Source organism: Rhodococcus sp. KBS0724 (assembly GCF_005938745.2).
GTDB lineage: Bacteria > Actinomycetota > Actinomycetes > Mycobacteriales > Mycobacteriaceae > Rhodococcus_F.
Genome location: NZ_VCBX02000001.1, coordinates 85,749 through 103,792, shown reverse-complemented (window position 1 = coordinate 103,792; position 18,044 = coordinate 85,749). Strand labels below are relative to the sequence as shown.

The 18,044-nt window shown below is 61.6% G+C and carries 15 protein-coding genes; 6 read left to right on the top strand and 9 right to left on the bottom strand.

Annotated elements, in window-relative coordinates:
• Positions 1–9 precede the first annotated feature (9 nt).
• Together FFI94_RS00445 and FFI94_RS00440 are read left to right on the top strand one after the other, a co-directional pair.
• A complete protein-coding gene (locus FFI94_RS00445; protein ID WP_138871260.1) occupies positions 10–882 on the top strand; it encodes an alpha/beta fold hydrolase in 873 nt (290 codons plus the stop codon).
• Positions 883–901: 19 nt separating this feature from the next.
• A complete protein-coding gene (locus tag FFI94_RS00440) occupies positions 902–1,804 on the top strand; it encodes a PaaI family thioesterase (RefSeq protein ID WP_138871259.1) in 903 nt (300 codons plus the stop codon).
• Here the strand turns inward: FFI94_RS00440 and FFI94_RS00435 are convergent.
• Positions 1,779–3,020: an HNH endonuclease signature motif containing protein gene (locus FFI94_RS00435; RefSeq protein ID WP_260683755.1), complete on the bottom strand. Its 1,242-nt coding sequence runs from the start codon at positions 3,018–3,020 to the stop codon at positions 1,779–1,781. The two genes, FFI94_RS00440 and FFI94_RS00435, sit on opposite strands and share 26 nt — an antisense overlap.
• A 159-nt stretch (positions 3,021–3,179) precedes the next feature.
• Between FFI94_RS00435 and FFI94_RS00430 the strand changes: the two genes are divergently transcribed.
• Genes FFI94_RS00430 through FFI94_RS00420 form a run of 3 tightly spaced genes read left to right on the top strand, consistent with a single transcriptional unit; the run spans position 3,180 to position 6,430 of the window.
• Entirely contained in the window at positions 3,180–4,097 is a 918-nt protein-coding gene (locus FFI94_RS00430) for a sugar phosphate isomerase/epimerase (protein ID WP_138871258.1), read from the top strand.
• A 43-nt stretch (positions 4,098–4,140) separates the two neighbouring features.
• Positions 4,141–5,865 (top strand): glycoside hydrolase family 13 protein, encoded by a 1,725-nt coding sequence (locus FFI94_RS00425; RefSeq protein ID WP_138871257.1) that lies wholly within the window; start codon positions 4,141–4,143, stop codon positions 5,863–5,865.
• On the top strand, positions 5,831–6,430 hold the full coding sequence (locus tag FFI94_RS00420; RefSeq protein WP_138871256.1) for a histidine phosphatase family protein: 600 nt from the start codon (positions 5,831–5,833) through the stop codon (positions 6,428–6,430). The genes FFI94_RS00425 and FFI94_RS00420 overlap by 35 nt, the downstream gene beginning before the upstream one ends.
• 6 nt (positions 6,431–6,436) lie before the next feature.
• Here FFI94_RS00420 and FFI94_RS00415 read toward each other — a convergent pair whose 3' ends face one another.
• The 6 genes from FFI94_RS00415 to FFI94_RS00390 all read right to left on the bottom strand — a co-directional run bounded on the left by FFI94_RS00415 (position 6,437) and on the right by FFI94_RS00390 (position 14,080).
• Complete coding sequence (locus tag FFI94_RS00415) at positions 6,437–7,426, bottom strand: ABC transporter ATP-binding protein (RefSeq protein ID WP_138871255.1); 990 nt, start codon at positions 7,424–7,426, stop codon at positions 6,437–6,439.
• A complete protein-coding gene (locus FFI94_RS00410; RefSeq protein ID WP_138871254.1) occupies positions 7,426–8,523 on the bottom strand; it encodes an ABC transporter ATP-binding protein in 1,098 nt (365 codons plus the stop codon). The genes FFI94_RS00415 and FFI94_RS00410 overlap by 1 nt, the downstream gene beginning before the upstream one ends.
• Complete coding sequence (locus FFI94_RS00405; protein ID WP_260683753.1) at positions 8,520–9,614, bottom strand: ABC transporter permease; 1,095 nt, start codon at positions 9,612–9,614, stop codon at positions 8,520–8,522. Before FFI94_RS00405 ends, FFI94_RS00410 begins: the two co-directional genes overlap by 4 nt.
• On the bottom strand, positions 9,607–10,563 hold the full coding sequence (locus tag FFI94_RS00400) for an ABC transporter permease (protein ID WP_138871252.1): 957 nt from the start codon (positions 10,561–10,563) through the stop codon (positions 9,607–9,609). Before FFI94_RS00400 ends, FFI94_RS00405 begins: the two co-directional genes overlap by 8 nt.
• Positions 10,564–10,674: 111 nt before the next feature.
• Positions 10,675–12,291 (bottom strand): ABC transporter substrate-binding protein, encoded by a 1,617-nt coding sequence (locus FFI94_RS00395; RefSeq protein ID WP_138871251.1) that lies wholly within the window; start codon positions 12,289–12,291, stop codon positions 10,675–10,677.
• A 193-nt stretch (positions 12,292–12,484) separates the two neighbouring features.
• Entirely contained in the window at positions 12,485–14,080 is a 1,596-nt protein-coding gene (locus FFI94_RS00390; protein ID WP_138871250.1) for a Na+/H+ antiporter, read from the bottom strand.
• 46 nt (positions 14,081–14,126) lie between these two features.
• On the opposite strand from FFI94_RS00390, the gene FFI94_RS00385 reads away from it, so the two are divergent.
• Positions 14,127–14,447: a UBP-type zinc finger domain-containing protein gene (locus tag FFI94_RS00385; RefSeq protein WP_138871249.1), complete on the top strand. Its 321-nt coding sequence runs from the start codon at positions 14,127–14,129 to the stop codon at positions 14,445–14,447.
• A gap of 96 nt (positions 14,448–14,543) precedes the next feature.
• Here the strand turns inward: FFI94_RS00385 and FFI94_RS00380 are convergent, their stop codons facing one another.
• Positions 14,544–16,166, bottom strand: a complete 1,623-nt coding sequence (locus tag FFI94_RS00380; protein ID WP_138871248.1) for an ABC transporter substrate-binding protein — start codon at positions 16,164–16,166, stop codon at positions 14,544–14,546.
• A gap of 126 nt (positions 16,167–16,292) precedes the next feature.
• Positions 16,293–17,918, bottom strand: coding sequence for an ABC transporter substrate-binding protein (locus FFI94_RS00375; RefSeq protein ID WP_138871247.1), 1,626 nt, complete (start codon positions 17,916–17,918; stop codon positions 16,293–16,295).
• Between the last annotated feature and the right edge of the window lie 126 nt (positions 17,919–18,044).

The window sequence follows — 18,044 nt, the reverse complement described above, 5'->3', positions numbered from 1 at the left end:
GAGGCTCTGGTGCCGGGACTGTTCCACGTGAAACCACCGGGCGAGTTGATGACGGTCGGCGGGGACAGCCTGCACGTGCTCGTAGAGGGCGACGGACCCGCCGTCGTCCTCTGCGGCGGACTGGCCGGCAACTGGTTCGACTGGGACGACTGCGCACGCAACCTCAGCCGCGACCACACCGTGATCCGGTTCGATCGACCGGGCTTCGGACTCAGCGACCCATCCTTTGAAGTCCCGACCGGGCACAGCGAAGCGCAACGCATCGCCGACGTTCTCGATGCCGTCGGAATCACTGAACCTGCTGTGGCAGTTGGCCATTCGATAGCCGGATTCTACGTCGAAGGTTTTGCCAGACTGTTCCCCGCTCGGACGGCAGGCATCCTCCTACTCGACTCCAGCGCCGAGAAGAACCCGAAGCGAATCATCCCCCGCCACCTCCTTCTGGCAGCCTCACATGCGGCCGCCACATCCTTCAGCACAACTGGGTTGCAACGACTTCTGGGCACAACCACCCGAAAAATTCTCAACCAGTCAGTGCCACCGACAGGCCCGTCGCACACAATGGCCGAATGGGTTCGTCACATCTACCGCGAACCGCACTACCTCGAAGCTGCCATGATCGAATACGTCGCATACACCGATATGGCCATGGAGCTCAACAAGTTACGCGAGTCCGATGATCACCGACTGCCGGACATCGGCATCAGCGTCGTAGCTGCCCACACCGGGCACTCGACACCGTGGTCGGTGTCCTGGATGGCCAAACAACAGCGGCTCGCAACCTACCTGGGCGGGAGCTTCCACGTCCTGCGTCCCGCCCACCATCACGCGATGATCGATCAGCCAGACCAACTCGCCGATCTGATTCGATCCGTCGAATGAGAATGCTATTCTCATTTTTATGGTCCTTGCGAACGGTTCGTCGCTACAGGTGCTTGCCAGCCTGAAAACCTTCACCTCCGACTTCGGACTGGCCTCGTTTCAGGCGACACCGGAGCGCTCGCTGATGCGGGCCGATCTCACCGACAAGCTGCGATCACACGCGGGCCAGGCCTCCTTGGGAGTACTGATGACCGTCGCCGATTATGTAACCTCCGACCCAGCCTTGGTGGCCTGCCGGCCCGATTGGACTGCAACCCAGGATCTCTCGCTACATTCCGCCGGTCCGCTGACCGAGGGACCGATCGTTGTCGACAGTAAGCTCGTGCGCATCGGCAAGAAGACGATCATCGTCTCTGCCGATGTCTACGACGGCCACGGCCGCACCGACCTCCGCGAGTTGGCCGAGGCGATCGACTCGGGCAGCGGACCCACACTCGCTGCTCGTGGACTTGTCACCTTCGCCCGCATTCCTCGTTCTGCCGCGGGCGACGCGGATTCGTACACCCCGGACCAGTGGATCGGCACACTCAGGGAGCATCCGACCCAAGCGGTCGAGGGAACGATCTACTCCCGACTCGGAATGCGCGTCATCGATGCTTCGGCCGGCGTTCTCGAACTCGACCTCACACCGTTTGTGGTCAATCAAATCGGCACGATCATGGGTGGCGCGCAGGCACTGCTCGTGGAATCAGCAGCCCAGGCTATGCGGCCCGAACTGGTTGCAACAGACATGCAGATGCACTACCTGTCACAAGTCCGCACTGGACCCGCGCGATCCTATGGCACGGTGATCCGCGACGCTTCGGATCACGCCGTGCTGAGCATCCAATTAGTGGACGCCAGTGCGGACGACCGACTGCTGGCATTGGCAACAGTGACTCTCCACAGGCCGCTACTCACGCAGCCCAACCGTCCAGAATGACGCTGACCGCGTGATTCAAGTGGAGAGCGTCACCGCCCCAGTCGGGCACTATCGCATCGTCAGCAACCTCTCCGCTGAGCAATCGATCCGCGAAACCCACTGACGGCGGAGCCGGTTCCATCACCGAACCGCCACGAAGACGGAACTCGAATTGCTGCTCGCCCCGCGCGATAATTGTGAATTCATCGCGGTGCAACGCCCGATGGCACGTGCCGCACAACATGATCAGGTTGTCCAGGTCAGTCTTCCCGCCAGCGCGCCAGAATCGAACATGATGAGCGTGCAGGAATCGAGTTCGTCCACATCCTGGTGTGCGGCAACACCCGTCGCGGTACATGAGCGCCATCACTTGCTTTGCACTGGTGATGCGAGTCCGCCGACCAAGGCTGAGCATGCATTTCTGCTTGGTGCTTGCCGTCCGCACCCGTGCATCACACAGCACTTCGTCGGCGTCAGCGTCCTCGAGCGCAGGCCCACCGGACACTCGCATAACCTTCTCCTCGCGTAGAAACACCACTTCGGCTGGACGGCTACGCTTACCGGCATCCTTTGCTACCGAGACGATGTCAGCCATCGCGACCAGCGCTGGTCCGATATCGCGCGGTGGGCGTTTTTGCGGCTCTGCAGGCTTTTCAGACTCTTCAGATTCGTCACCGGTGCGCGTGCGGTCCCGCTCCGCATTTGCTAACGCCGCCAATACCTTTGCGCCGTCTTGGGCTGCTAGGCGTCCCCGGAAAACGAAGTCGCCGGTGTCCGGATCCCAGTGCCATCGGGTTTCGAACCTGTCCAGCTTCGGCTTACCCTGATCATCACTCGTTGCCTTGCGCAATCCGGCAACAAGACGGTCGATCTGACCGGCCGGAGCACTCGTACCGAGTCGCACCATCTGTTTGTCGTTGAGCGGTGTGGCAACGCGCGTCAAAGATCGCACTTTGGAATACGAAAGGCGGCCTTCTTCGAACGCAGCACGCATGGTCGGCAATGTGGTGAGAGCTTTTGCAACCCGGACATATTCGCGTCCGGTGTGTTGGCTCAGCCCGCACTTCCACGAAAGCCAATGGGCACAGGAATGCAGGCCTGGCCCCGTCCAGCCGCGAGTCTCGTCGAACCGCGCCACCAAAATAAGGAATCGGGCCGTTGCCGCAGCAATATGCCCGGCAAGTGCGCAGATTTCGGTACCGAGCCGATCGACCGTTTCCCTGTCTGTTTCCGTCATGATGTTCCCCCACCCTGCGAATGTGCGTCGACCTTAGCCGCCGGTACCGACAGGTTTGCCGAAAACGTCCCCGCGGGGACGTTTCGACTCGAGTCTCCGTCTTTCTCACTCACCAAGACTTCCGAAATTCGAACGCACTCAACCTGTTAGAACAGTTGAGTGAAGCTAGGTATGTTGACCGCGGCCCTACCGATGCTCAGCCTCGAGGAAATTGCCACGTGGGCGGGGAAAACCGGTTACGACGCGTTGGAAGTCGCCACCTGGCCGAGCGTCGGGCGACAGTTCTACGAAGCTGCTCATCTGCCTGTCGAGACTTTCGGGTCCCGTGAGGCGGACAAGACCTGGGACCTCCTGGCACGGCATGATCTCTCGATTTCCGCCCTCGCGTACTACGAGAACAACCTTCACCCCGACCCGGTTCGCCGCGAGGTAATCAGAACCCACCTGAAGTGTGTGATCGACACGGCGTCGACGCTCGGTGTGCCGTACGTGGGAACGTTCATCGGCCGCGACTGGACACGGACAGTCGCCCAGAACATGGCCGACGCCGAACCAGCCTTCCGCGATATCGTCGACTACGCCGGCGAACGCGACGTGCAGATCACCATCGAGAACTGCCCGATGGAAGGGTGGCATCCCGACGGCTACCCGGCCAACCTCGCCTACTCCCCCGAACTCTGGGAGTGGATGTTCGATTTGGGTCTCTATCTGAACTGGGACCCTTCGCATTTGGTGTGGCAGGGCATCGATCCTCTGACGACTATCGCGCCGTATGCACACCGGATCGTGCACGCGCAGGCCAAGGACGTCGAGATCCGGCAAGACCGACTCAACCGGTACGGGATCTTCGGCAAAGCTGCTCGCGAGAACCCCTGGGATGCCGGCTGGTGGCGATATCGAGTCCCCGGACGGGGGCAAATCGAGTGGAGCCCCATCGTCGACGCTTTGTACGAGCACGGCTTCACCGGAACGCTGTCCGTGGAACATGAGGACCCCGTCTGGCGCGGCGGAGAAGAGCGCATCAAAACGGGATTGAAGATCGCCGAGACCACTCTGCGACCGCTACTCGTTCTGTAAGAGCCTACTGAGCCGTAACACCCCTACCGAGAAGAGAAACACCTTGCCTGACAATATTTTCCGCGATAACGACTGGTGGCGCAGCGCCGCGATCTACCAGGTCTACATCCGCAGCTTCGCCGACGGAAATGGTGACGGCGTCGGCGACATCGCCGGAATCCGAAATCGCTTGAGCTATCTGGCAAAGCTAGGTGTCGACGCGATCTGGGTCAATCCGTGGTACCCGTCGCCGATGGAGGACGCCGGCTACGACATCTCCGATTACCGCAGCATCGAACCGTCTTTCGGAACGATTGAGCAGGCCGAGGCCATGATCACCGAAGCTCATGATCTCGGTATGCGCGTCATCCTCGACCTGGTGCCCAATCACGTCTCCGAGGCCCATCCGTGGTTCCGGGAAGCCTTGCTCGCGCAGCCCGGATCGCCTGAGCGCGACCGGTTCCACTTCCGCCCCGGCAAAGGCGCGGCCGGCGACGAAGCCCCGAACGACTGGGTCAGTTCCTTCGGCGGTCCCGCATGGACACGGATCAAGGATTCGGACGGCAATCCAGGTGAGTGGTACCTGCACCTGTTCACACCGGGGCAGCCGGATATTAACTGGCGCAACGACGATATCCGCGGCGACTTCGAGACCACGTTGCGGTTCTGGTTCGACCGTGGTGTCGACGGATTCCGCATCGACGTTGCTCAGTCACTGTGCAAGGACGCAGATCTGCCCGACCTGAACGGGCTGACATATCCCACGCCGATCCCCGCCGACGGTTCCGAACCGGTAGAGCATCCGCACTTCGACCGCGACGAGGTGCATGACATCTACCGTTCGTGGCGTGCGGTGGCCGACAGTTACGACCCGCCGCGTGTTTTTGTCGCCGAAGCCTGGGTGGGCAACCCCGCCCGCCTCACTCGTTACCTGCGCCCGGACGAACTCCACAGTGCGTTCAACTTCAACTTCCTGCTCGCACCGTGGAACGGATCGACTCTGCGCAGCGTCATCGACACGACGATCACGTCGCATGCCGCGGTGAATGCATCTCCCACCTGGGTGTTGTCCAACCACGATGGCGTTCGCCATCTGTCGAAATATGCCAGGCCGCAGACAGATTCGCGTACATGGTTCCTGAGCCAGATCCGCGACATCCCCGGCGACTTCGAACTCGGCGAGCGCCGCGCACGTGCGGCGGCGATGCTGATGCTTGCGCTCCCCGGTGGTGTCTACATCTATCAGGGCGAAGAACTCGGCCTCGCCGAGGTGGAGAACATCCCGGACGATCAGTTGCAGGATCCGATCTGGGAACGCACGGGACACCGCGAACGTGGCCGCGACGGCTGCCGTGTGCCACTGCCATGGTCGGGCGACACCGCGCCGTACGGGTTCAGCCCCGCGAATGCCAATCAAGCACCCTGGTTGCCGCAGCCACAAGGCTGGGGTGAGCGCACCGTCGAGTTCCAGACGGGCAATGCCGACTCCACTCTCGAGCTGTACCGCAGCGCTCTGGCGCTACGGCGCAGTCTGTCGGCGCTGGCCACCGAGCCGCTGACCTGGATGAGCGGTGACAACGACAACGACAACGATCAGGTTCTGGACTTCCGGCGCGGCAGTACACTGCGCGTCGTCGTGAACACCTCTTCGGAATCGATCCCGCTTCCCGACGGCGAGGTTCTGCTTGCCAGTGGTCCGCTCCCCGGCAACGGCACGATCCCCGCCGACACCGCCGTCTGGCAAGGTGTCCCGTGTGCAACTACTCCTGATCCGACACGCGCTCCCTGAACTGGCAGAGGTCACCGAGGGTCGTGCTGATCCCGCGCTGACCGACGAGGGTCACGCCCAGGCACACCGACTGCCTGCGGCGTTGGCCCCGTACCGGATCACGGGACTGTTCAGTAGCCCCCAGAAGCGCGCCCTGGAAACCGCGGCTCCGGTATCGGACGTTCTCGGACTACCGGTCACCGAGCACGCCGGGCTGGCCGAGTACGACGCCGAGCAATCGCACTACATCCCGATGCACCAGGTGTTGGAGCGAGCACCGCAAACCTACGAGCGGATCAAAGCCGGTTGGCTACCCGAATCGGTCGACGCCGACGCATTCCGCGTGCGTGTCCTCGGAGCGATCGACGACATCGTCGCCGCCACAGACAACGACGCCACCGTTGCGGTGTTCTGCCACGGCGGCGTCGTCAATATCGTTCTGCAGGAGCTACTCGGTCTGGAGCGTCCGCTGACGTTCCCGATCGAGTACGTCTCCGTCACTCGTGTTCTCGTGTCCCGCAACGGCAACCGTCGGGTTGCGTCGGTCAACGAAACCGGTCACGTTCGAAACATGTTGCGCGTCTAGCTCATCTCACACGTTGTGGCACGCCACCTGGTGTCCGCCGTCGACGAGTCGTAGCTCCGGAACTTCCTCGGCGCAGCGATCCGTGGCGAGCGGGCACCGGGTGCGGAATCGGCAACCACTCGGTGGGTTCAGCGGCGACGGAAGTTCGATGACCTTCTGTTCGACGTTCTGCGCCGCGGTAACTGTTGCGTCGGGATCGGGGATCGAGGACAGCAGCAACTGCGTGTACGGATGCAGCGCGCGGTTCTGCATGTCTTCTGCGGGAACGATTTCGCAGATGCGGCCCAAGTACATGATCATCACGCGGTCGCTGATGTTCTTCACAACGGCCATGTTGTGCGCGATGAACAGCAGTGAAAGCCCGTGCCTCTTCTTGGCATCCTCGAGGAGGTTCAGGATCTGCGCCTGCACCGAGACGTCGAGACTGGAGACGGGTTCGTCGCAGATCAGCACCTTGGGGTCGAGCATCAAAGCCCGTGCGATGCAGATACGTTGACACTGACCACCCGACAACTCGCGGGGTGTGCGGTCCCAGACCACGTCCGGGTCGAGACCGACCTCGGCGAGGACGGCGCGGGCGCGGGCCTCGATCGCGGCCTTGTCCTCACCGCCCCAGATCGAAGGCCCTTCGGTCACGAGCGCCTTGACCTTGCGGCGCGGGTTGAGAGAGGAGATCGGATCCTGGAAGATCATCTGCAGCTGAGTGCGGCTGCGACGCAATTCTTCCGAGTCCAGCGTTGTCATCTCGACGTCACCGAGTCGGATGGAACCCGATGTCGGCGAAGGCAACTGCATGATGGCTCGCCCGGCGGTGGACTTACCGCAGCCGGATTCACCGACCACACCGAGAGTTTCACCCGCGGCGACGGTGAAACTGATTCCGGAGACGGCATGCACTGTCTGACCCTTGCCGACGTTGAACTCGACAACAAGATCTTCGACGGTCAACGCGTCGTCGAGCTTTGACGGCTTCTTGGTATCGATTGCTGCAGTCATCAGACCATCTCCTTCACTGCGAGCGATAGACCCGCTGCGGTCTTGCCGGCCTTCTCGTTGGCTACCAATGCCGCTGTGCCCTCAGGGGTGTCGACGGGGAAATGGCACGCAAACGAATGGCCGTCCGACGTATTGTCGCCCGGTCCACCGAGCGCGAGTGCCGGGTCGCCGGTCAAGCAGTCGTCTTGGGCATACCTGCAGCGAGCTGCAAAGCGGCAACCGGCCATCGGCTTTGTCATGTCCGGCAGTCCACCCGGAATGGTTTGCAGCACCGTGTGCGTCGGCGAATCGAGTCGCGGAATCGCGGCCATCAGCGCTTCGGTGTACGGGTGCCGTGGACGTGAGAAAAGCTCTTCCGTCGCCGAGGTTTCCACGACGGAACCGGCGTACATGACGGCGACGCGATCAGAACGTCCCGACACCACGCCCAAGTCGTGACTGATGAGGATCACGGCCATGTTGAGCTTGTCGTTGAGCGATGCGAGCAGATCCAGGATCTGCTTCTGCACCGTCACGTCCAATGCCGTGGTCGGCTCGTCCGCGATCAGCAACTTCGGCTCGCAGGCCAGAGCCATCGCGATCACCACTCGCTGGCGCATACCGCCGGACAGCTCGTGGGGGTACTGGTCGAGGCGACGCTTCGGCTCCGGAATTCCCACCATCGACAGCAGTTCCGCGGCGCGGTCGCGGGCCGCGTCCTTCTTGAGTCCGAGATGGAACTTCAAGGATTCGGTGATGTGCGTGCCGATACGCTTGAACGGGTTGAGCGAGGTCATCGGATCCTGGAAGACCATGGCGATCTCCGGGCCCCAGAAGTGCTTCATCTCGGACTTTTTCATCGTCGCCATATCGCGGCCGGCAAACGTGACCGTTCCGGTGATGTCGAGAGCTGGCCCCTTCTGGAGCAGGCCCATGATGGTGCGGCCGAGAACCGACTTGCCGGAACCCGATTCACCGACGATGCCAAGAGTCTCACCCTCGGAAACGTGGATCGACACACCGTCGACGGCCCGCAGTTTTCCTCGGGGAGTCGCGAATACGGTTCGGATGTTGTCCGCTTGCAGCAGCGGTACGCCATTTGTCACTGAAGTGGTCACAGCTTGCTCCGATACTTCTCACCGATGAGGTTGAACGAGAACACCGTCAGGAAGAGGAAGACGCCGGGCACCAGAACGATGAACGGGTGCTTCTCCACGATGCCGCCCTGGCCTTCTGCGATCATGTTGCCCCACGTGGGATCCGGCTGTGCGATGCCGAGTCCGAGGAAGCTGAGCGATGCTTCCGCGACGATCAGGCCGGACACGGCAACGAGGCCGAGTGCTGCGACGGGAACAAGAACGTTGGGTACCAACTCTCGCCAGATGACTCGCCATTTGGTGGCACCCATCGCCCGGGCCGCGAGGACGAACTCGCGTTGGGCGACCACTATCGTATTGGCTCTTGCTATTCGAACCATGCTGGGAATGCAGAGGATCGACAGTGCCAGCGTGATGTTGCGCAGGTTCGACGTGAGGACGGCAGCAAGTGCGATCAGCAGAACCAGAGACGGAATTGCGAGCAGCGAGTTGGTGAGGATCCCGACTACCGCGTCGATCTTGCCCCGGAAGTATCCGGCCATGACGCCGATCGTGCCACCGATGACGATACCGATGAGCACCGCACAGATTGCGACGGTCAGCGAGGCACGCGCTCCGTACAGCGCGCGGGCCAGGAGATCGAGTCCGAAGTTGTTGGTACCGAGCGGATGCTCCGAAAGCAGGCTGGGAGGCGCGAAGCCGGGCTCGGCCAAAGTCTTGACCGTGTCCTTGTACTCACCGAGAGGCAGGAGCGGCGCGACGATGGCCGCAACAACCAGAGCGACGAGCCAGATGCAGGCCAACCAGTACGACAGGTCGAATTGGCTGCCCCACTTTGCGATACCGACCTTTCCCAGTCCCTTGAACAGGAACACGAGGGAGGCCAGGCCGATGACGATACGAACCATCATCATGATGCCGGACCCGAACAGGGCGGTGCCGAGCAGAGCGATACCGACGACGGTCAGGATCGTGCCGATCAGGACCAGATTCTTCGGCTTCTCCAGCGTTTCTATCGGACCGGGTGCCAGCAGGACGGTCTGCTGCCGATATGTCATCACCTCGGACGGGGCCGGCGACGGGGCCGCTCCGTCGGGCGTCACTTCAGACATGGACACGACGACTCCTCGGGTCAAGATAGGTGTACAGAACGTCGATCGCACTGTTGACGACCACGTAGATGACGGCGATCACGACCACCGCACCCAACAGCATCGGCGAATCGCCTTGTTGTGCAGCCCGAACGATGAGTGTGCCCATTCCGGGCAGTGAGAACAGCGTCTCGACGATGACGGTACTGCCGATCATGCCGCCGAGCGCCAGACCCATCATGGTGATGAGCGAGAACGACGACGGGCGCAGTGCGTCACTGAACAGGACGCGCAGCGTGGGCATGCCCTTGGCCTTCGAGGCGAGGATGTAATCCTCACGCAGGGTGGTCACGAGGTCGCTGCGCAGAACGCGGGTGAACATCGCCATCTCGAGAAGGCTGATGGTGATTGCGGGAAGTATTGCGTGCGAAAGGTTTCCGGAGATGCTGTCACCGATGCGCACCCACTGCGAGCGGGGGAACCAGCCGAGCCAGTTGACCGTCACCATGATGAGGAGCAAACCGGCCAGGAAGCTCGGAATCGAGAGGACACCGAACGTTGCGGCGCTGATGACGCGGTCGATGACGCCACCCTCGTGATGGGCGGACCACAGTGCGAGCGGAACAGCGACAACAAGAGCGATGACAAGACCCATCACTGCAAGCTGAACGCTGACCGGGAGAGCCGAGCCGATTGCCGTGAGGACTTCCTGCTGCGGCGGAACCAGCGAGGTACCGAGATCGCCGGTGAGGGCGCTCGTCAGCCAGTCCCAATAACGAACCAGGAGTGGATCGTTGAGTCCGAGCTGCTGACGCATTTCCTCGTATTCGGCGGGGGTACGACCCTCACCCAATACCGCGACCGCCGGGTCACCGGGGATCAACGACGCCAGAACGAAGGTTCCGAAACTGACGATGAGGAGCACAATGACGAGCTGGCCCAACTTCTTACCGATTGCGCCGATGTTCATAGCTTTCGTCTCCTTCGGGCAGCCAACTCGCACTTCACAGCAATTCCTCGTATCTCATTCGTCTCTGTCAAGCGTGTCCGGCCCCGCGGGGCCGGACACGTTCAGTTCGAGTCAGGACTTCCAAACGCTGTCGAACAGCATGATTCCGTCGATGCTCTGCTTCAGGCCGTGAACGTTCTGGTTCCACACGTCGAACGTCGGGACGTTGCCCCAGACGATCCACGGCACCGTCTCGGTGGCGCGTTCCTGAATCTTGGCGAGAACAGCCTTCTTGTCCTCGTCGTTGGTGGCAACACCGAGCTGGTCGAGCAGGACGTCCATTTCGGCGTCGGCGTAGTTGGTGACGTTGTTACGGCCACCGGACTTGATGCCCGTGTAGAGACGCTCGAACGGGTCGGCCTCGGACAGCGAACCAGCTGCTGTGCTCATGTCGTAGTCATGATCGACGTACATACGCTTGACCAGATCGCCTGCGCCGGTGACGTACTCGATCTGCGCGTCGAATCCGACGGCGTTGAGCATGGCCTGCACGCCGAGAGCGGTTGCCTGCGCGGACGGCTCCTGGATGGAGAGGAAGGTGACCTTGCCGTCGTAACCGTCGGCCTTGGCCTGATCGAGCAGTTCCTTGGCCTTGGCCGGATCCACACCGGTCGGCGCGACGTCGTTGTGCCAGCGGGAGGTGTCCTGGAAGATCTCCTGGCCGGGCAGGCCCTTGCCGTTGTTGACGCGGGTGTTGAGCGTCTCGGGGTCGATGGCCAACGCCATTGCCTGACGAACGCGCAGATCCGAACCGGGGCGACCCTCCGCCATGTTGACGTTTGCGATGTAGCCGAGCGACGGGATGTCGATGAAGCCCGGGTTGCCGTTCTCGATCAGATCGAGGATCGGGGTGAGCGTGCGCATGTAGGCCGCGTCGATGCCACCGGTCTTGAGAGCCTCGGAAGTGGGCTGAGCTCCGACGATGCTGATGAGCTTGAGCTTGTCGACCTTCGGTGCGCCGCCGAAGTAATCGGGGCGGGCAGCGAGCAGGAGTTCCTCGTTGGGAGCAAAACGCTCGAGCGTGAATGCGCCTGCGCCGATAGGAGTGAACTGATCACCCTGCTGCGCAGCCGGAGCGACGATCATGCCGGGGCCGGTGGAGAGCATCGACTGGATACCGGTCCACGGATCGACGAGGTTGAAGACAACCGTCGTTGCGTCTGGGGTGTCCATGGAGGCAACCTTGGCTGCCCACAGGCTCGACTGCGCTGCCTTGTTGTTGACGTAGCGGTTGATGCTGTCGACCACTGCCTTGGAATCGAGCGTCGTTCCGTCGCTGAACTTGACGCCGTCACGGAGCTTCAGCGTCCACGTCTTGCTGTCCGAACTCGGCTCGAGGGACTGCGCCAACTGAGGCACAAACGTCTGCTCGATGGGGTCGTAGCGCATCAGTACGTCGTAAATCGCGCTGAGCTCACTGCCACCCGTAGCGCCGGCAACCTGGATCTTCGCCGGATCGAGTGATGTCACTGCGGAATAGCCGCTGAACGTCAGCGTGCCACCGGTGGTCGGGGTGCCGGCATCGGCCTGTTCGTTGACCATTCCGATCTTGAGCGCGGAACCCGACTCGACAGATTCACCGCCGCCGCTCGAGCCGTTGTCGGCGCACGACGCCAGAAACATACTTGCGGTGATCGCCAGCGTGACCGCAGCTAATCTGCGATGCCCACGGCGGGAACTACGACTCATTCTGATGCCTCCAAGGCAGGAAAAACTGTGACTTCTTGTTGAACAAGAAACAGTGTGTGATGCGACGCACAGAATGGTTCGAGCGAGTCCCGCTCAGTGGAATTTGTTAAGTTGCGGTCCTCAACGGTTATGTCAATAGGCCCTGGCCTGCATTTTCCGCCAAAACAAAGAGACCTATCGGTCTAGTCCCGAGCTAGTCCCGATCTAGGGTGGCTTCCTCCAGATCGAGCTCACGCAGTACCTTCCGTAGTACCTCGTCATCAATGCGGCCGCCGTCGCGTTCGGCAATGAATACCGTGCGCTCGGCATCGATCATTTCGAGACGCAAAGCCCGGAATGCCGCCGACGGACTCTCCCCCAGATCGTCGTCGCTACGCCCGAGCCGTTCCCACGCCGAGTTGGCTCGGTGCGTGTTCCAGGTCCGCAAGATGTCCGCGGCTCGATCTCGCACCGCGGGCACACCGCCGTCCTGCTCAGCGACCAACTCGTCCAATCGCGCCGCCGCTGCCCGCGCCGCCTTGTCCTGCGCCGCCGCCTCCGCTCTTGCGTCGGACTGCGCTTCCTCTCCCTGGACGCCGAGCGTCCGGATCACCCACGGCAGCGAAAGACCGTGCAGGAGCAACGTTCCGACGACGACAACAAAAGTCAGGAACAAGATCAGGGACCGTCCCGGGAACTCCTCACCACTGTTCACTGTCAAAGGAATGGCAAAAGCCGCTGCCAGTGACACGACTCCGCGCATACCGGCCCACGACACGACAAATACCGATCGAACCGAAACATCCGGTTCTCGCGCCCGGATCCGCGGCGACAACCACCGTGGCAGGTACGTGAACGGAAAGACCCACGCGATCCGCACCACAACAACAGTCGCGAGCACCGCAATGGACGCCCACACCACCATCGACGTGCTGTACCCCTGCAATCCGCTCACCACACTGGGCAATTGGAGCCCGATCAACAAGAACACAAACGACTCCAGGATGAGGTCGACGGCCTTCCACACCGCCGTATCCTGCAGGCGCGTCGCATAACTGGCCCGAGTGGAGCGCTGCCCCAGGAACAGTCCGGCAACAACCACGGCAATGACGCCGGACGCGTGAATCTCTTCCGCAGCCAGGTAGGTGAAGAACGGCACGACCAAGCCGATTGCGCTCTCCATCACCGGATCACGAAGTTTTCCACGCACTTTGGCGATGACGAACCCCACCGCCAGTCCGATCGCCGTACCGCCGAGCGCGGCAACCACAAATGTCTCGAAACCGCTGGCCAAGGTCGCGCCCGTGCCCACAGCGGCCGCCAAAGCCACCTTGTATGCCGTCAACGCGGTCGCGTCGTTGAGCAGGCTCTCACCGCCCAGGAGTGTCATGATCCGACGCGGCAGTCCGAGCCTGCGTCCGATTGCGCTCGCCGACACCGCATCCGGCGGTGCCACAATCGCACCGAGAACCAGCGCGGCGGCAATCGAGAACTCCGGCACGATCAGATACGCGACCAAGCCGACCGCGGCCGTCGTCGCGAGGGGCAAGCCCACCGCGAGAAACCCGATGGGGCGCAGGTTCGATCGCAATGCCAGATATGAACTGTCCAACGCCGCCGAGTACAGCAGCGGTGGTAACACCACGAACAGAACAAGATCCGGATCGAGCTCGAGATCCGGTACGCCGGGTATCTGACACGCGATCAACCCGAAGACCACCAGTATCAACGGCGACGACAATCCGAATCGACGCGCAACCGCTGCGACCAGCAAAGCCGCTACAACAACCCCCAGTAATATGCCGTTCACTCTGGCAGCATGCAGGATCAGCGGCCACCGTGCACTATGGATAGTGATGAAAAAGATCCTGAAGCGCGTCGCATCCCGCACACCGGCACCCGAACCGGTGGCAAGCGGTTGCGAAGAATTGACTGAAACGCCCGAAACCGACCCGGCCGCTTTAACTCCCGGAGTCTGTCAAGAATGCGCCGAACTGGGCGAGGACAACTGGTCACATCTGCGAATCTGCCTCACCTGCGGCCACGTCGGATGCTGCGACTCCAGCCCGCACCAACACGCCACCAACCACTATCGCGAGACCGGGCATCCCGTCATGCGTTCCCATGAACCAGGCGAGTCCTGGCGCTGGTGCTACGTCCACGATCTGATGGGCTAGATACCCCGAAATACACCGAAGCGAAAAACACCGAAGCCGGAGACGCAGTGCGCATCTCCGGCTTCGGTCTTTCCGTATTCAGTTATTCACATTTTTTCAGTTGGTCTTCCACGCCTCGTCGAAGAACATGATTCCGTCGATGCTCTGCTGGACTCCGTGAACGTTCTTGGCCCACACACCAAGCCACGGCGTGTTTCCGAGGATCTGCCACGGCACAACCTCGGTGGCGCGTGCCTGGATCTTGGCAAGGACCTCCTTCTTCGCGTCGTCGGACGTTGCCACACCCAACTCGTCGAGCAGCGTGTCCATCTGAGCGTCGGAGAAGCTTGTCGCGTTGTTTCGGCCACCGGTCTTGAGGTTCGAGTACAGACGCTCGAACGGATCGGCTTCCGGAAGGTTGGCGGAACCGGTCGACATGTCGAAGTCACGGTCGACGTACAAACGCTTGACGACATCGGCAACCGAGTTGACGTACTCGATCTGGAAGTCGAAGCCAACGGCGTTAGCCATGGACTGCAGCGCGAGAGCCATCGCCTGAGCGGAGTTCTCCTGCAGGGTCAGGTACGTGATCTTGCCGTCGAAACCGTCGGCCTTTGCCTCGTCGAGAAGCTGCTTGGCCTTGGCCGGGTCGACGCCGATCGGAGCCTCGTCGTTGTGCCAGCGCGAGCTGTCCTGGAAGATGACCTGCCCCGGAAGGCCCTTACCTTCGTTGAGTCGGTTGTCGAGTGCAACGGGATCCGTGGCCAGAGCCAGTGCCTGACGCACTCGCACATCGGCGCCCGGACGACCCGGAGCGGTGTTGATCAGGGACAGGTACGACAGTGACGGAATGTCGACGTAACCGGGGTAGCCGGAGTCGATCAGATCGAGCACGTTCGGAAGCGAGCGCATGTACGTGACATCCGCGCCGCCGCTCTTGAGCGAATCACTCGTAGCCTGCGAACCGACGATGCTGATCATTCGCAACTTGTCCACATTCGGAGCACCGGCGAAGTAATCCTCACGGGCGTCGAGAATCAGCTCCTCGTTGGGAGCGAACTTCTCGAGCGTGAACGCACCCGCGCCGATCGGGGTGAACTTGTCACCCTGCTGCGCACTGGGCGCAACGATCATGCCGGGGCCGGTAGCGAGAAGCGCCTCGATACCCGTCCACGGATCGGCCAGATTGAAGACGACCGTCGACGCGTCCGGTGTGTCGACGGACGTAACCTTCGACGCATACAGGCTGGACTGCGGCCCCTTGTTGGTGACGTACCGAGCCAGACTCGACGACACGGCAGCGGAGTCGACCTGGGTGCCATCACTGAACTTCACACCGTCACGCAGCTTGAGCGTCCACGTCTTGAAATCCGAGCTCGGCTCCATCGAGTTGGCGAGCTTCGGAACGAACTTCTGCGACGTCGAGTCGTAGCGAAGCAGGGTGTCGTAGATCGCCCCGAGCTCCGATCCGCCCACCGAGCCGGCAATCTGCGTCTTCGACGGATCGAGACTCGTCACCGCGGAATAACCGCTGAACGTCAGCGTTCCGCCCTTGACCGGATCACCCTCGTTCGACTGAACGTTGACGGGACCGATCGTGAGAGCCGAGCCGGATTCCGGCGCGTCGCCGCTGCCGCCGTCCGCTCCACTGTCGGCACACGAGGACAAGAACAAACCGGCGGAAACAGCCAGTGCGACTGCCGCGACCTTTCGACTGCCGCGCCTAGAACTGCGACTCATTTACGAACCTCCAGATCGGACTAAAACTGTGATGTGATGCGAAGCTGTCACAGTTTGTGACCTAAGGCACAAGTATTAATTTTTAGTCCCACTCAGTGGAAAGTCCGTGGCCAAGGCCGGTGCGCCTTACTTCTTCCACACCTCGTCGAAGAGCAGGATCCCGTCGAGACTCGGCTGAAGTCCGTGCACGTTCTGATTCCACACGTCCAAAGCCGGTCCGGTGCCCCATACCTGCCACGGCAGGGTCTCGTTGGCCCGTTCCTGAATCTTCACGAGGACGGCCTTCTTGTCGTCGTCGCTGATTGCAACACCCAACTCGTCGAGCAACTGATCCATTTCGGCGTCCGAGTAGCCCGTGGTGTTGTTACGTCCACCGGTCTTGAGGCCCGTGTAGAGACGCTCGGAAGGGTCCGCCTCGGTGAGGTTGAGAGCAGCGGTCGCCATGTCGTAATCGCGATCGGCATACATCCGCTTGACCAAGTCACCGACGTTGTTGACGTTCTCGATCTGGACGTCGAAACCGACGGCATTGAGCATCGCCTGCACAGCGAGCGCCGTGGCCTGCGCCGACGGCTCCTGCATCGTGAGGTAGCTGATCTTGCCGTCGTAACCGTCCGCCTTCGCCTGATCGAGCAGTTCCTTCGCCTTGGCCGGATCCACACCGATCGGAGCAACATCGTTGTGCCAGCGCGACGTGTCCTGGAAGATAACCTGACCCGGCAGACCCTTACCGTCGTTGGCACGGACATCCAAAGTCGCCGGATCGACGGCGTACGTCATCGCTTGGCGCACACGCAGATCCGCTCCGGGCCGACCGGGAGCCATATTGACGTTTGCGATATAGCCGAGCGAGGGAATGTCGATGAAGCCCGGGTTGCCGTTCTCGATCAGATCGAGGATCGGCCCCAACGTGCGTATGTACGCCGCATCGATACCGCCGGACTTCAGGGCCTCGGAAGTGGGCTGCGCACCGAGAATGCTGACCATCTTGAGTTTGTCGACATTCGGCGCGCCACCGTAGTAGTCAGCACGAGCAGCGAGCAGCATTTCCTCGTTGGGAGCAAACTTCTCGAGCGTGAACGCACCGGCACCGATCGGCGTGAACTGATCTCCCTGCTGCGCCGCCGGAGCAACGATCATGCCGGGACCGGTCGAGAGCATCGGCTCGATACCCGTCCACGGATCAACCAGGTTGAAGACAACCGTCGTTGCATCCGGCGTGTCCATCGAGACGACCTTGTCGATCCACAATCCCGACTGCGGCCCCTTGTTCGTCATGTAGCGGTTGATACTCGCAGTAACGGCTTGCGCATCGAAAGGTGTTCCGTCACTGAATGTCACGCCGTCACGCAGCTTCAACGTCCACGTGGTGCTTTCGTCATTCGGCTCGAGCGACTGCGCCAACTGGGGCACAAACGTCTGCTCGATGGGGTCGTATCGCATCAGCACGTCATAGATTGCACTGAGCTCGCTGCCACCGGTGGAGCCTGATACCTGAGCCTTGGCCGGATCGAGTGTCGTCACCGGTGAGTAGCCGCTGAAGGTGAGGGTGCCACCCTTGGTGGGCGAACCTGGATCGGCCTGCTCGTTCACCATTCCGATCTTCAACGACGACCCGGAATCGGCCGACTCTCCCCCGCCCCCGCCCCCGTTGTCGTCATTTCCGGCACATGAGGCAAGGAACAAACTTGCAGAGATAGCCAGCGCGGCAACTGCCACGCCGCGACTACCTGATCGGGAATTGCGGCTCATCGAAACCTCCAGGTCGGTCGTATAACTGCGGTGTGATGCGAAGTTCTCACAGTTTGTGACCTGAGACACAGTGTTTCGCAAAATAGCCTAAGCTGCGCAAAACGAGGGGGAAACGCATGAAACTGA

What these genes read in the sequence shown, in the direction of transcription:
- FFI94_RS00415 (WP_138871255.1), bottom strand. Translation starts at nt 7,426, where the DNA reads ATGACTGCAGCAATCGATACCAAGAAGCCGTCAAAGCTCGACGACGCG.
- FFI94_RS00435 (WP_260683755.1), bottom strand. Translation starts at nt 3,020, where the DNA reads ATGACGGAAACAGACAGGGAAACGGTCGATCGGCTCGGTACCGAAATC.
- FFI94_RS00440 (WP_138871259.1), top strand. Translation starts at nt 902, where the DNA reads ATGGTCCTTGCGAACGGTTCGTCGCTACAGGTGCTTGCCAGCCTGAAA.
- FFI94_RS00375 (WP_138871247.1), bottom strand. Translation starts at nt 17,918, where the DNA reads ATGAGCCGCAATTCCCGATCAGGTAGTCGCGGCGTGGCAGTTGCCGCG.
- FFI94_RS00380 (WP_138871248.1), bottom strand. Translation starts at nt 16,166, where the DNA reads ATGAGTCGCAGTTCTAGGCGCGGCAGTCGAAAGGTCGCGGCAGTCGCA.
- FFI94_RS00405 (WP_260683753.1), bottom strand. Translation starts at nt 9,614, where the DNA reads ATGTCTGAAGTGACGCCCGACGGAGCGGCCCCGTCGCCGGCCCCGTCC.
- FFI94_RS00395 (WP_138871251.1), bottom strand. Translation starts at nt 12,291, where the DNA reads ATGAGTCGTAGTTCCCGCCGTGGGCATCGCAGATTAGCTGCGGTCACG.
- FFI94_RS00385 (WP_138871249.1), top strand. Translation starts at nt 14,127, where the DNA reads ATGAAAAAGATCCTGAAGCGCGTCGCATCCCGCACACCGGCACCCGAA.
- FFI94_RS00400 (WP_138871252.1), bottom strand. Translation starts at nt 10,563, where the DNA reads ATGAACATCGGCGCAATCGGTAAGAAGTTGGGCCAGCTCGTCATTGTG.